Source organism: Candidatus Nitronauta litoralis (genome assembly GCA_015698285.1).
Classification (GTDB): domain Bacteria; phylum Nitrospinota; class Nitrospinia; order Nitrospinales; family Nitrospinaceae; genus Nitronauta; species Nitronauta litoralis.
The window spans coordinates 3,367,336-3,381,150 of sequence record CP048685.1 but is presented as its reverse complement, the minus strand read 5'-3'; the positions used below and the strand labels follow the sequence as shown (position 1 = coordinate 3,381,150).

12 protein-coding genes are annotated in these 13,815 nt (G+C 47.0%); 9 read left to right on the top strand and 3 right to left on the bottom strand.

All coding sequences use genetic code 11. From position 1 onward, the window contains the following. The first annotated feature begins 10 nt into the window (after positions 1-10). Positions 11-2,440, top strand: coding sequence for a TonB-dependent receptor (locus tag G3M70_15410; protein ID QPJ63186.1), 2,430 nt, complete (start codon positions 11-13; stop codon positions 2,438-2,440). Between the two features lie 9 nt (positions 2,441-2,449). Continuing rightward, the gene (locus G3M70_15405) at positions 2,450-4,069 is read left to right on the top strand and encodes a PepSY domain-containing protein (protein ID QPJ63185.1); all 1,620 of its coding nucleotides are present in this window, start codon (positions 2,450-2,452) and stop codon (positions 4,067-4,069) included. A gap of 253 nt (positions 4,070-4,322) precedes the next feature. Here the strand turns inward: G3M70_15405 and G3M70_15400 are convergent, their stop codons facing one another. The 3 genes from G3M70_15400 to G3M70_15390 all read right to left on the bottom strand — a co-directional run bounded on the left by G3M70_15400 (position 4,323) and on the right by G3M70_15390 (position 7,036). After that, complete coding sequence (locus G3M70_15400; GenBank protein QPJ63184.1) at positions 4,323-5,150, bottom strand: hypothetical protein; 828 nt, start codon at positions 5,148-5,150, stop codon at positions 4,323-4,325. A 26-nt stretch (positions 5,151-5,176) separates the two neighbouring features. After that, positions 5,177-6,025, bottom strand: a complete 849-nt coding sequence (locus tag G3M70_15395; protein ID QPJ63183.1) for a hypothetical protein — start codon at positions 6,023-6,025, stop codon at positions 5,177-5,179. A 111-nt stretch (positions 6,026-6,136) separates the two neighbouring features. After that, positions 6,137-7,036, bottom strand: a complete 900-nt coding sequence (locus G3M70_15390) for a hypothetical protein (GenBank protein QPJ63182.1) — start codon at positions 7,034-7,036, stop codon at positions 6,137-6,139. Positions 7,037-7,485: 449 nt separating this feature from the next. Here G3M70_15390 and G3M70_15385 point away from each other — a divergent pair, with 449 nt between their 5' ends. The 7 genes from G3M70_15385 to G3M70_15355 all read left to right on the top strand — a co-directional run bounded on the left by G3M70_15385 (position 7,486) and on the right by G3M70_15355 (position 13,802). Further along, positions 7,486-8,481, top strand: a complete 996-nt coding sequence (locus G3M70_15385) for a MoxR family ATPase (GenBank protein QPJ63181.1) — start codon at positions 7,486-7,488, stop codon at positions 8,479-8,481. Positions 8,482-8,490: 9 nt separating this feature from the next. Further along, on the top strand, positions 8,491-9,444 hold the full coding sequence (locus tag G3M70_15380; protein QPJ63180.1) for a DUF58 domain-containing protein: 954 nt from the start codon (positions 8,491-8,493) through the stop codon (positions 9,442-9,444). After that, positions 9,444-9,980, top strand: a complete 537-nt coding sequence (locus G3M70_15375) for a hypothetical protein (protein QPJ63179.1) — start codon at positions 9,444-9,446, stop codon at positions 9,978-9,980. The genes G3M70_15380 and G3M70_15375 overlap by 1 nt, the downstream gene beginning before the upstream one ends. Before the next feature lie 59 nt (positions 9,981-10,039). Beyond that, the gene (locus G3M70_15370) at positions 10,040-11,011 is read left to right on the top strand and encodes a hypothetical protein (protein QPJ63178.1); all 972 of its coding nucleotides are present in this window, start codon (positions 10,040-10,042) and stop codon (positions 11,009-11,011) included. Further along, positions 11,008-12,006, top strand: a complete 999-nt coding sequence (locus tag G3M70_15365; GenBank protein QPJ63177.1) for a VWA domain-containing protein — start codon at positions 11,008-11,010, stop codon at positions 12,004-12,006. The genes G3M70_15370 and G3M70_15365 overlap by 4 nt, the downstream gene beginning before the upstream one ends. A 195-nt stretch (positions 12,007-12,201) precedes the next feature. Next, positions 12,202-12,996 (top strand): VWA domain-containing protein, encoded by a 795-nt coding sequence (locus G3M70_15360; protein ID QPJ63841.1) that lies wholly within the window; start codon positions 12,202-12,204, stop codon positions 12,994-12,996. A 104-nt stretch (positions 12,997-13,100) separates the two neighbouring features. Next, a complete protein-coding gene (locus tag G3M70_15355) occupies positions 13,101-13,802 on the top strand; it encodes a Bax inhibitor-1/YccA family protein (protein QPJ63176.1) in 702 nt (233 codons plus the stop codon). Positions 13,803-13,815 lie beyond the last annotated feature (13 nt).

Here is a 13,815-nt window from a genome sequence, read left to right as displayed (position 1 = left end):
AGCTTAAAAAATGGATCAAAACCTGAAACTTTCCGGATGCATTCCGGGCTGGACTCTATACCCCCAACGAACCTTTCGTACGCTTGCGACAGGCCTGATTTTTGTTTGGGCTGGATTTTCTTCAGTCTGTTTCGCTGCACAGGAAGAATTGCCCCAAAAACCTTTTCAAATAGCCGAGGCAATCACGCTACATACTTTTCATATCCGTGCCCAGGATCTGCAATCGGCGCTCCTTGAATTTTCCAAGAAACTCAACCTTCAACTCCTGTATCCGACCGAACTGACCCAGGGGATGCATACGCTTGGCCTCGATGGCACCTTCACCACAGAGGATGGATTGCGACGGTTGCTCGAGGGTACAGGTCTGAAATACAAATTTGTCGGTACTAAAAGCATTACACTTTCCAATTCCTCAGATCAGATCGAACTGTCCCCGATCGATGTGGTTGGGACCGACAATATCGGCTACCTGAGCCAGAAGGCCATATCGGCCACCCGGTCCGGAGCCGATGCGCATGATATTTCGCAGAATATCGAAGTCTATAACCGGAATTTACTGGAAGACACCCGCAGCAACAGCATTGGTGAAGTCCTGCGGTTTTCCCCCGGTGCCAGTTGGGACGGAGACCAAATGGGGCCATTTGGTGACAATTTTCTGTTTCGTGGGTTCTTTGGCAATGAAGTGGTCAACGGGCTGAGAGGCGGCACAGGGATGATCACTCAGCGTGACACGCAAAATGTAGAGCGCGTCGAGGTACTCAAAGGGCCCGCATCGGTGATGTACGGGCAAATGGAACCCAGCGCAACAGTGAACGTCGTCACCAAACAACCCCTCGACCATTTTTTCGCGGAGGGGGGCGTGCAGTTCGGCACATTCGATGACTACCGCCTGACCGGCGACGTGAGCGGACCGGTTACTGACAACAAAAAAGTAAAATTCCGGATCAACGCGGCTTACGAAGACAATGAATCCTATATCGACTTCTTTACTCACAGGCACATTTTTGTCGCTCCAGTCGTATCAGTGGATTTCACGACGGATACCCGTTTGACTGTAGAGGCAACCTATTCTAATGACCACTGGAGCTCAATCAACAACGGACAACCCGCAAGCGGTCTGCTCACTCCCAATATTAATGGAAAATACGACCCTGCAACTCAGATATCGGAACCCAATTTTTTTGGCACCACTCGAGGTGGCATCAACGTCATGTCCCGTCTGGAGCACCGTTTCAATGACTGGCTGGTGGCCCGGGCAAATTTTTCCTGGATGCAAAACCGCCGGACCTTTCAAGAAGGGTTTGCAAATTCGTTTTTAGCTGATGAACGCACCCTGACCCGGGGAATGTTTTACACGCCTGGCGATACATCGGATGATTTTTACTACCTTGTGGATGTCACGGCCAACTTTGATACGGGCCCCGTGAGTCACGACCTGTTACTGGGAGTTGATTACCAGCGGCAAACAGCAGATTTTCATACCCTGTCTGTCCCTATGGGTTCCATCGACCTGTTTGCTCCGGTCCGCAACGTGACTCCGTTGCCCCCCCTATCGCCGACCAACACATTCATTCAAGACATCAGTACCTTCGGTGGGTTCCTGCAGGACCGTATAACGGTTTTCGAAAACTTCAAGCTGGTGGGCGGTTTCCGGTACACCTACCTGGATCAGGATACCTCCTTCGCCCGCGGGCTCGGGCCGCTAGTGCCTAACAACCGTCACGATTCAGCCTGGACCACCCAGGCCGGAGCGGTGTACCAACCCTGGGAGCCGGTGTCGTTGTTTGTCAATCGCATGCAATCCTTTGTTCCACAGGGTGGAACTTCCGTTGGCGGTACCCCGTTCGACCCTGAATCCGGTACCCAGTACGAAGGCGGAGTCAAAACCACCTTTCTGGACGGGCTCTTGAACACGACGGTCAGTTATTACCACATCACCAAAAGCAATGTTCAGACCTCGGACCCCAACAATCCTGGGTTTTCAATCGCGATCGGAGAAGTGGAAAGTCAGGGACTCGAAGCATCTCTTCAAAGTCAACCACTACCCAACCTGAACCTCATCGCTTCATACGGATACACAGATACGGAAATCACCAATGACAATGACGGCAATATGGGCAATGAATTACGCAATGTACCCCAGCATACGTTTGCCTTGCAAAGCCGGTACGATTTCCGGGGAGGGCCTCTGGACAAGTTCAGTCTCAACGGCAATATCCAGTACACCGCATCCCGGCAGGCCGACAACGCCAATACCTTGATAATTCCGGGCTACACCAAAGTGGACATGGGAGTTAATTACCAACCGGTACCCAAGGTGGATATCGCGTTTTGGATTGAAAACCTGGCCGATGAGAATATTTTCTCAACCGCCTTTGGTCCATATGTTTATTTGCAAAACCCCCGCACCTTTCACGGACAGTTGAAATTCCGTTACTGATGGAGATACATGGCAAACCCGGAAAACGTTGAGCCCTCCCGCAGCACCGTTACAAACCGCCGGACTCCTCTTCCTTCGGCGAGTAATCGTGCCGCCGGGAGGCCGCTCGCGTTTCTCATTCACTCCCTGCTTGGACTCAAGCTTTCATTTCTCACCTTGCTGGTGCTGGGCACGGGAACACTTGCCACGGTCAGTCATGAAATCGACTGGCTGAGGGACCCCAGTATCAGGGCTTCACCCGGCACCCACCCGGTTGATTTGTCCATGATCTGGAACACTGTCCAGAAACAATTCCCAGATAGCCGGCTGGAATACCTGGAGCTGTCTCCGGAAGAAATCGCACCATGGGCAGGCCTGGGGTTTGCTCCGAGGGTGACCCTCTACCTCCCTGACGGGAAACGAAACACGGTATTCGTCAACCCGGATTCAGGCCATATTATAGGTCAACGCGGGCATCCTGATTTTCCCTGGTATATGCGCTGGTTACATTTGAGCCTTTTTTTTTACCCGTTGGGTTTTTTCCTCGTGTGCCTGGTTTCCTTCCTGCTGCTAATTTCCACGGTAACCGGATTAATGATTTTTAAACGGTTTACGAGCAGCTTTTTTAAACTCCCACGCCGGAACAAAGGCCTGAGAACCTTTTTAGGGGACCTGCACCGTCTGGTGTCGGTCTGGAGCCTCTGGTTTATCCTGCTCATTTCCTTGACTGGTGTCTGGTATCTGGCGGAAGAGCTGCTCTGGCGCTCCGGTCTGCCTCAATTTGCCGACAACGCCCTACGCTTAACTGAGTCAGATATTGACAATTTACCAACGGAGGTAATGGGCCCTCTCCCCTTTAAAACCCTCCTAGACCGGGCACAAAATTTGATGCCCGACCTGAAGATTCGGTCTATTTACTGGGGGCGGCCCCCCTTGGGTGCCGTTCAATTTTCCGGCCAGACCGGCGCCTGGTTGACCCGTGACCGCGCCAGCTTTGTCTCTCTCAATCCTTATACCGGAGCTGTGCTGGAAAAAGGTCGCGCAGAAGAGTTGAATGCCTTTTGGCGCTTCTCTCACATGGCGGACCCCATCCACTTTGGCAATTTCGGCGGATTGCCAACGAAGCTGATCTGGTTTGGGTTCGGAACAGCTCTTTGCCTGCTGTCTGTTACAGGAGTCTGGATATTCCTGAAAAGAACAGTGCGTGCAACTCAACAATTCGCACCGGAATCAGACTCCCCCTCATCCCGACTCTGGTGGCTGGGTAAATGGAAGTGGATCAATATCGCCGTTCTGGTGATTCCAGCAGCCGGATTCATAATAAGTATCCAGCCGGAACCAATTCCTCAATGGGTCAGCCTCGGAAAAAAATCCGCCGGACCTTATCAGGCCGAACTGAAGATTCAGTATCCCAATACAGGCAGCAATCCGTTGAAGGCGAAGGTTGAACTGAGCCCAGATTCTCTCCGTAAGATCAAAACAGTTTATTTGAAAGCAAACCTGCCTAATGCATCCCCCGCCTTGCTGGAGGGATCACCCAGCCTTTCACCCGTTGTCATTAACCTAAAAACTCTTTCGCCCGATCCGCCATCATTTGGATTGACCATTCACGAGTGGAAAGGAGCCACGCATCGGGTCGCGTGGCCTTGACTGGTCCAGCTAGAACGGACCCGAAACAGTTTTAGCAACCTCTCTTTTAAAAATAATGATGGGTGAGCAGGTGGTGGAAGTCCATGTTGGACCATTCGAGGCCGGGTTGGGTGCTGCAAATTACAGGTGCAACGGCAGGTTAAAAAGCGTGACTGTTTTAACGTCCACGCCCACAATCTCTGTTTGTGCGGTGTTAAATTATCCTGGTATCAGTGCTTGGGTTGAGTAAGGTGGTTTTTAGAAAAATATTGACTCAGGCTTCAACTTGTTTCCAGTCTTCTCCATCCCAATGAAGAATAAGCCCAAGGTCTCCTGCTGCGTAGATATCATCTTCTGAACTGCCCCAGATTGCAGTCAGGTATTCCTCTGTATTGGATTCAATGCGGGTCCACTGGTCCCCGTCGAGATACATAATCATTCCAAGATCACCTACGGCAAAGACCATGTCTTCGTTGGGACCCCAGATATCGAGGAAAAACTCCATGGTACGTGTGGGCATCTCTTTAAATTCGGAGCCATTAAAATGGACAATGGCTCCGTCTGACCCACAAAAGTACATATTGTTCGGACCAAAACCATAAATTCCATAAAGCTCTTCATTCGAATTGTAGGTCAGCCTTTTCCATTTATCGCCTTCCAGTTGAAGTACCAGTCCATCGACTCCAACGGCGTACGTCGCTTCGGCACAACCCCAGACACTGGCGACATCGTTATTGGTTCCGGTGTTCATGAACTTCCACTCGGTGCCATTAAATTTAGAAATTTTTCCCAGACGGCAAACTGCGTAAATTTCATCCGGTCCCAGCCCCCAGATTCCCTGCATTGGGGGGAAGTTTTCGCTTTCCACCATATTCCAGGCACTGCCGTTAAAATGCAGGATTTTTCCGTCTGTGCAAACGGCGTACAAATTCTCCCGATCATGTCCCCACATGTCTTTCACCGTCCATCGACCACCTGTCTCCATCTTGGTCCAGTCCTTACCATTGAAATGGAGAATGGTGCCCTCAGCACCGCCGATAAACACATCATCACTTCCAAATCCGAAAATTGAAAGCAGGTTACTTTCAGTCAGGTTTGCCATACTCTTACTTTCTCAACAGAAGGCGTTCAGTATTGATCAGGGAGGGACATATCGTGCCATTTAGCACCATCCCAACGCAAGACAGTTCCATTTTCACCACAAATATAGATGTGGTCTTTAGATAAACCATGCACTTTGGCAAGGTATTGCTCTGTTCCGGGATCCTCTTTGTTCCATTTTGTACCGTCATAGTGGAGCAAAGTAGCGGCATCCCCTACCACCCAGATATCATCATCCCCCGTGCCCCAGATGCTGAGCAAATATTCTTCTGTTCCAGATTCCATTTTTTTCCATTCTTCACCATCAAAATGCAGAATGGTACCGTAGGAGCCTACAGTGTAAACACTGTTACTGTTAGCTCCCCAAACCCCATATAGGGAAATGGTTTCTTCGGTTAATTCCTCTTTCCGTTTAAACTCTTTGCCGTCATAAAACCTGTAAATTCCTTCGCCACCAACCGCGTGCATACGATTGATATCTTCTCCCCAAAACCCGAATAGATCATGGATAGTATTGGGTTCCCGGTATTCCCAGTTTTCTCCGTTCCAAAACAACACCCGTCCACCCACCCCGAAGATGAACATAGAATCCGGACCAAACCCATAAACCGAGTTCAATGAGTCGTAATTGCCCGTATCTACCTGGGTCCATTCCTTCCCATTATAGTGAAGGACTATTCCGCCAATTCCCACAGCATAAATATTGTCTTCACTGGAAGCCCAGATCCCCATAAGCGGGTTGGTGTTCGTTGTCCGAACGGGGGTCCAATCCTCCCCATCCCAGTGTTGGGGCACTCCATCCTTTCCCACGACATAAATACTGTCATGGCGAAATGGACAGATATCCATTAAATCTGGTTTAGCGCCGGTGAACATTGTTGATTTAATCCTCTAGCGTTTCTTTATTGTCCTGAATGGCAGGGACCAATATGTTAACTGCAATGGTGGGGCTTGTGGAATGAAATCGAAAGGGAAATCAGAATGGAGTTAATCTTCCACCCCACCCATCTTAAATACTGCTTGCTTTAGTTTGGGGAGATTCTCGGAGTTTTTGATCAATTCCTGGGTTTCCAGACTAATGTCATTATGAATGAGAACCAGGGATTCCAGATTTTTTAGATATGGAGAATTTGCGAGTGCCTTGGCTCCTTCATCTGTAATTCCACATTCGTAAAGGTCCAGTAACGTCAAATTTTTTAAAACCTCAGATTTTGCCAATGCTTCTGCACCACGATTGCCAATCGGGTTGTAAGTGAGAGTAAATTGTTCCAGGTTCTGGAGCGTCTCGGAATTAGCCAGTTCTATCAGGCCAGCTGTTTCGATGTAATTCCAGTTAAGATTAAGCTCCGTCAGTTTTGAAAGATTTTTGGATCGGGCAATCGCTTTAGCTCCCTCATCCGAAATATTATTCCGGTAAAGGGACAACAAATTCAATCGAGTGAGAATCTCGGATTCAGCTATATACTTTGTTCCTTCATCTTCCAGTGAGTCGCCCAACCAGAGTGAGACAAGATTTCCCATAATGGGCGACTCTGCAATAGCTTTAGCTCCCTCTGCGGTCACCTGATTGTCGCTCAGCACCAGTTCTGAAAGATCCAAAAACTTTTTCGATCCTGCAATTGCCTTAACACCCGCATCTGTAACCTCATTTTTAAAGAGATTGATTACAGTAACGTGTTTGGCATGTTCACTATCAACCAGAGCGTGAACTCCTTCATCCCCGATTTCATTGAATTCGAGGAAGAGCGCAGTAACTCCATTTAACTTTTCGTTTTTGAGGATTTCTGCGAGCGTAGCATCATCAATTTCTTTTTCGCGTAAATCCAGTTCCTGGTTTTCAATATTCAGGGATTGTTCAATAATTGTTTCTGCACTGGCTTCAGTCATGATGGCAACTAGCTTTCTTAAAGATTTTGATGTTTCAGGATGAGTTTCACAACTACGGTTTTGTTCTTTGCTAAAGACTGTTGCTAAATTTAGAACATATGAATGCCTGCAGCAAAGTAAAAACAGGGTTGGCCGGGGCCCACTAAATGAATTTCGGGCGTGTAACTGGTGTATTTTAGGAAATCGTCGTATTTTGTAAAGGTTTAATTTTAAGGGGTGTTCCCTTATCCCGGTAATCCGGTGCCAAAAATTTTATAATTTTTACCTGGTTCAACCACTACTTGAGACTTAAGGCTAGGAATTGATATATTTAAAGTTCAGAATGCAACCTGGTTTGGCCTTTTCCTGTCCTGATTTATAGACAGGACCATTTAGACCCATTACGAAAAACAGCAATTGACTTATTCCAAGGCTCTATTAGTCCCTAAATTATTCCCGAGACCCTTCAAATGACCCAGGAAATTGAAGTTTTGACCCAGCAGGTCCGCGAACAGAGCGGATTTATTCAAGAGATATTTCACGAGATGGAGCGTGTGGTGGTCGGCCAACGCTATCTGATCGAACGGCTTGTGCTAAGCCTGTTGACTGGAGAGCATGTCCTGGTAGAAGGTGTACCGGGTCTTGCAAAAACTACCGCCGTAAAGACTCTGGCAGATACTATCCACGCCTCGTTTAAACGCATTCAATTCACTCCGGACCTTCTTCCTGCCGATTTAATCGGGACCCAGATATACCAGCCACGTACAGAAGAATTCGTGATTAAAAAGGGACCTGTATTTGCCAACATAATTTTGGCAGACGAGATCAATCGAGCACCAGCGAAGGTGCAGAGTGCCCTTCTCGAAGCTATGGAAGAAAGACAAATCACCATAGGTGGCGAAACTTTTGCCCTGGAATCACCATTTATGGTTCTGGCGACACAAAACCCGATTGAACAGGAAGGAACCTATCCCTTACCTGAGGCTCAGGTAGACCGTTTCATGTTTAAACTCAAAATCGGTTATCCAACCAAGGAAGAAGAAAAGAAAATTTTGCAGCGGATGGGGAATTCCTCAAATCACAGGCCGCGTGTCAAAGCGGTTGTCCACCCCGAACAAGTTGTGAAGGCCCGCGAGGTTATCGATACGATTTACATCGATGAAAATTTACAGGATTATATTGTAAACTTGGTAACCGCAACCCGAGATCCGTCCTCACATGGCTTGAAATCCCTGGCACCATTGATTCAATTTGGAGCCTCACCAAGAGCATCGATTTTCTTAAACCGGGTTGCCAAGGCCTATGCCTTTATGCAAACCCGAGGATATGTCGTCCCACAAGATATCAAATCCATAGCCCTGGATGTTTTGAGGCATCGTTTGATTTTATCTTATGAAGCCGAAGCCGAAAACCTGACCGCGGATGATGTTTTAAAACAGGTTTTCGATACTGTTGAGGTTCCATAAATTCATTCCATGTGGCAATCACTTAAATCCATTTTCACAAGCCTTTGGGCCCCCATTCCTAAAGTCAGGGATACTGGGGAAGAGCGTCAACTGACTCCTGAAATGATCAAGACCATCAAGGAGATCCAGGTCAAGACCAATCATCTGGTGAACCATATGATGGCAGGGGAATATGTTTCAGCGTTTAAAGGTAAAGGTATGGAGTTTAGGGAGGTAAGAGAGTATGAACCCGGAGACGATATTCGCCTGATTGAGTGGAATGTTACTGCGCGTATGGGGCATCCCTATGTAAAAGAGTTTCGCGAAGAGCGAGAGATGACCATGATGCTCCTGGTGGATGTGAGTTGTTCAGGGCAATTCGGTTCCCGGCAGAAACTGAAAAACGAGGTGGCTGCTGAAGTGGCTTCCATTATGGCTTATGCAGCAATCAAAAATAATGACAAGGTTGGATTGATCATATTTTCAGATCAGATTGAACATTTTGTCACACCTCAAAAGGGACGTTCTCACATATGGCGTCTCATCCGGACGATTTTAAATTTCAAACCAGAAGGACGTAGAACCGATATTACCCTCCCCCTCGAATATTTGCTTCGTGTGCAAAAAAAGAAATGTGTGGCATTTTTAATATCGGACTTTCAAGCCAGCGGTTACGAGACGGCTCTCAGGCTCGCCCAGCAAAGGCATGATCTGGTCGCCATCGAAATTACGGATCCGCGGGAAATGACACTTCCTCCGATAGGCCTGGTTCACCTTGAAGATGCTGAAACCGGGGAAATGATTCTAGTCAATACACGGGACAAGGCCCTCATCATGAAGTACGAAAAAAAAATGGAGTTAGAAAGGAAAAACAGGAAGAGGAGTTTTAGATCTATCGGGGTAGACACTATTCATATCCGAACGGACGGTTCCCTGATCAATCCCATAATCCAATATTTCAAAATGCGCGAGAAAAAACATTGATGGAAAACGAAAAAGGAATTTCAAAAGAAAAGGAAACCGCATCAGGACACAAGAAAACGGATCCGGTTTTACCTCCATTGAAAAATGAGGAAAATAATTCGAGCACCGGGGAACCTGTAGATGGAATAAGTCCCACACTTAAAAAAGGCATTATTGGGTTTACAGCCATAACGGTACTGATTTTTGGAGTTTTTGGGACCCTTCTGATTAAAAAGCTCTTGAGTCCAGGGAAGGAAACCCGTCCGGAAAACCATGAGGTTTTGACAGTAGCGGAACGCCTTCATCAGGCGGGGCTTGAAGAACAGGCTCTGGAGCAATATGAGAAATTTCTGGTATTGCCCGGAATTGGTAGAGAAACCCGGGCTAAGGTTTCTTTCGACACCGGAAAGCTCTATTTGAAACTGGACAATTGCGCCGAAGGATTGGTTTATTTTTTTCAATCCCAGGTGGCATTTCCCAAAGCACCCTGGGCTGCAGAACTGACCTCACATATTGACCATTGTCTGACCCGCTTAAATCAATCACCTCCCAAATGATCTGTCTGCAAAAGTTTTTAAAACGATATTGTTCGCTATCCATTTGTTTGGGATTGTTGATGGTGCTTACAGCATTTTCTGCGTGGGCAGAAGACAAGCCCGCTTCTTCCGGGGTGAAGATTGATGCGGAAATTTCTCCGGCAGAGATAACCGTTGGTGACCTGGCAATTTATACGGTAACCATTACCCATGATAAATCTGTTCAAACGTCCCCTCCAGTTCCCAATGGTGACTTTACTGGCTTTGAACTGGTCGATCAGGGAACTTCCCAAAAAAATTTAAAGGCGGGAAAAACGGAGCATCAATTTTGGTACAAATTGAGAGGCGACCACGTTGGGGTCCATATCTTTCCAGGGCCAAAAGTAAAATATAAAGGCCTGCAACCGGATATCGTGGGGGAATTTGATAGCGGAGAGGTGTCAGGACCCGATGTTCAAGCTACTATCCGTTCCGTACTTTATCTGGATGGAGAGCCAAGGGATATCAAGTCGATCAAGCCTATTGTTGGCGCGGCCTGGCCTTGGAAAAAATACCTGTTACCTGCGTTAGCTTTTGTTTTATTGGCCAGCCTGATCGGATTCGCTGCAAATTGGTGGGTTAAACGAAATTTAGTAAAACCCCAGATTCCGAGGGCCCCTGCCCTGCCTCCTCATGAATTAGCCCTTAAAGAATTGGAAAGGTTGTATGCAAAGGGTTATCACCTGAAAAATCAGAATCGCGAACTATATTTTGAATTTTCTGAAATTTTTCGCCGGTACCTGGGATTCCGTTTCAACATTCCAGCCCTGGACTGGACAACCGAAGAAATCGGCCGGGTGTTAAACCATCACAACGATTTATCGAAAGCAGAACTTGATGGAATCCTGCGGATTCTGACAAGTACTGATCTGGTTAAATTTGCGAAATTTGAGGTTGATTCTGACACGGCTGTCCGCTTGATGAAATCAGCCCGAAGCCTGATACAGAAAATCACCAAAACCTCCAAACCAGAGACATCCACCGAATTGGAAACGGTAACCAATACCTCATGACCTATTTTCAGTTTCAGGATCCCTGGTTGTTCAGTCTGCTTTTGTTGATTCCGCTTGTTCTTTTTTATAGTTCAAAGAATCGACGGGCTCGACTCCAGTTTTCCGATCTTTCAATTCTCAGGAAATTTCCATCCCCCAGAACTGCCTTCCTTGGAGCAATTCCGATCTTATTGCGCTGCTTGGCAATTGTTCTACTGGTTGCGGCCCTGGCTCGTCCACAGGAAGGACGAAAAAGTACCGAAATTCTTTCTGCCGGGGTGGATATTATCCTGGCGATCGATACCTCAGGCAGTATGCGGGCTATGGACTTTGAGCAAAACGGTCAACCGATAGACCGGTTAACCGCCGTGAAGGGAGTTGTCTCGCGTTTTATCGAAGGTCGAGAATTCGACCGTATGGGGATGGTGGTCTTCGGGGCCGAAGCCTTTACTCAATGCCCCTTAACTCTGGATCACAGTATCCTTCATGGATTCCTTGAAAAACTCACAATTGGTATAGCGGGTGATGCAACTGCTATTGGTTCAGCAATTGGAATTTCGGTCAAGAGGTTAAAGGAATTAGCTTCAAAATCGAAAGTAATCGTATTGCTCACCGATGGCAGAAACAACGCAGGAAACATTACGCCCGCTCAGGCGGCAGAGGTGGCTAAAATATATGGAGTCAAAATTTATGCCGTCGGAATGGGAACAAGTAAAACGACAAACTCGGTCTTTGATCCGTCATTCGGCCCCAGATCCCTTATGCGAAAAGCTTATCTCGATGAAACAACTTTGCGGCAAATCGCAGAAATTACCGGGGGTCAATATTACAAAGCGACCGATGCCAACTCCCTACAGAAAATTTATGCGACGATCGATGAGTTGGAAACATCGGAAGTACGCTGGATCGATCATTCTGAATACAACGAATTGTATCCATATTTTCTGATCCCGGGTATGTTGTTACTTTTACTTGAGGCCTTGCTTGCAAATCTCATTCTGGTGAGGATTCCTTAAATGAAATTTGCCCAACCTGAATTCTTATACTTATTGTGGTCTGCCATTGTTCTTTTTTATTTTTTTAAATGGGCAAATCTTCGAAAGCGTAAACTCGCCAGTCAATTTGCTGAATGGGGTTCATTCCAGAAGCTTGTCCCAGGACGAAGCCTGACGGTTCAAAAGTACAGGGCCCTTTGGTGGATCGCGGCCTGGATGTTGTTCACCGGGGCTTTGGCCCAGCCGCGATGGGGTTTCCAATGGGATCAATTGCACCAACGAGGAGCTGACGTTATTGTCGCCTTTGATGTGTCAACCAGCATGCTTGCGACTGATATTAAACCCAACAGACTGGAGCGCGCGAAACGCAAGGTCACAGACCTTATACACATGCTGAACGGTGATCGTATTGGTCTGGTTGCTTTTGCCGGAACCAGTTTCGTTCAATGTCCTTTGACCCTTGATTATGAAGCAGCAGAAATTTTCCTTTCAGCACTGGATGTGGATTTAATTCCGGTTCAAGGCACCGCTCTGGGGCATGCCATCCGGACTTCCATCAATGCTTTCAGTAAAAAAGAAAAGAAGTCCAAAGCTCTCATTTTGATTACAGACGGGGAGGACCATAGCGGAACGGCTATGATGGCTGCCCAGGAGGCTCGAGAAGAAGGAGTCAAAATTTTTGTGATAGGTATTGGAAGTGATGATGCGGTGCCTATTCCTGATCCTTCCTCCGGAGGAGGTTTTAAGAAAGATGCGAAAGGCAATGTGGTGATGTCCAGATTGAATGAAACCTTATTACGAAAAATCGCCGAGGAAACGGGAGGAAGTTTTGTGCGTTCGGTTACAGGAGATCTGGACCTTGAAAAAATCTATGAAGAGGAAATAAAAACCCGGGTCGAGCAGAAGGATCTCAAGAGTAACCGTCGACGCCGTTGGCAGGAGCAGTTCCAATGGTTCATAGCATTAGGCCTGGTCTTTCTGGTTGTGGAGCGGGGAATTCGGGAAAGGTGATTTCTTCTGTTGAAAAATTAAAGCCTTAACTTGACCCCACTATCCGGCGATTTTATTGGTAAACTATTAAGTGAGTAGATTTGATAAACCTTAAGGAGTAACGAATGCAAAACATACCTTACCGCATGAGTGCCGACGCTATTGCATCTGAACAGCAACGGTTCATGGTTCGCGTTTATAACTGGATGGCAGCTGGTCTGGCTCTTACCGGTATTATGGCCCTTTATGTAGCCAGCAGTGAAACCATGATGAATCTGGTTTACAGCAATAAAGCGGTTCCCATTATTTTGTTTGTTGTCCAGATTGGACTTGTGATTTATCTATCCGGATGGGCACAGAAAATGTCTGCAAGCCAGGCTACAGGTGTCTTCCTACTATACGCGGGTCTGACCGGAGTCACGTTATCATTTATTTTCCTTGTTTACACTACCGCCTCTGTTGCCTGGACTTTTTTTGTTACAGCCGGAACATTTGGATCGCTTAGTCTTTATGGCTATGTCACCAAAAAGGACTTGAGCGGAATGGGTCAATTCCTTTTTATGGGACTAATCGGTCTTATATTGTCACGAGTAGCCAATATGTTTATTGAGAGCGCATCTTTTGATAGTGCCCTCAATATTATTGGCGTTTTGATTTTTGCAGGACTAACTGTTTACGATACTCAAAAAATCAAGCAGATGAACATTTTAGGAAATGAAGGTACGGAAGAAGACACGAAAGAAGCTATCGTAGGTGCTCTGACTCTTTACCTTGATTTCATAAATCTGTTTCTTCATCTTCTCCGAATCATGGGTGACCGTCGTTAGAGAATAAAACCGG

What these genes read in the sequence shown, in the direction of transcription:
- G3M70_15395 (QPJ63183.1), bottom strand. Translation starts at nt 6,025, where the DNA reads ATGTTCACCGGCGCTAAACCAGATTTAATGGATATCTGTCCATTTCGC.
- G3M70_15380 (QPJ63180.1), top strand. Translation starts at nt 8,491, where the DNA reads ATGTGGCAATCACTTAAATCCATTTTCACAAGCCTTTGGGCCCCCATT.
- G3M70_15365 (QPJ63177.1), top strand. Translation starts at nt 11,008, where the DNA reads ATGACCTATTTTCAGTTTCAGGATCCCTGGTTGTTCAGTCTGCTTTTG.
- G3M70_15375 (QPJ63179.1), top strand. Translation starts at nt 9,444, where the DNA reads ATGGAAAACGAAAAAGGAATTTCAAAAGAAAAGGAAACCGCATCAGGA.
- G3M70_15400 (QPJ63184.1), bottom strand. Translation starts at nt 5,150, where the DNA reads ATGGCAAACCTGACTGAAAGTAACCTGCTTTCAATTTTCGGATTTGGA.
- G3M70_15405 (QPJ63185.1), top strand. Translation starts at nt 2,450, where the DNA reads ATGGCAAACCCGGAAAACGTTGAGCCCTCCCGCAGCACCGTTACAAAC.
- G3M70_15390 (QPJ63182.1), bottom strand. Translation starts at nt 7,036, where the DNA reads ATGACTGAAGCCAGTGCAGAAACAATTATTGAACAATCCCTGAATATT.
- G3M70_15355 (QPJ63176.1), top strand. Translation starts at nt 13,101, where the DNA reads ATGCAAAACATACCTTACCGCATGAGTGCCGACGCTATTGCATCTGAA.
- G3M70_15410 (QPJ63186.1), top strand. Translation starts at nt 11, where the DNA reads ATGGATCAAAACCTGAAACTTTCCGGATGCATTCCGGGCTGGACTCTA.
- G3M70_15370 (QPJ63178.1), top strand. Translation starts at nt 10,040, where the DNA reads ATGGTGCTTACAGCATTTTCTGCGTGGGCAGAAGACAAGCCCGCTTCT.
- G3M70_15360 (QPJ63841.1), top strand. Translation starts at nt 12,202, where the DNA reads ATGTTGTTCACCGGGGCTTTGGCCCAGCCGCGATGGGGTTTCCAATGG.
- G3M70_15385 (QPJ63181.1), top strand. Translation starts at nt 7,486, where the DNA reads ATGACCCAGGAAATTGAAGTTTTGACCCAGCAGGTCCGCGAACAGAGC.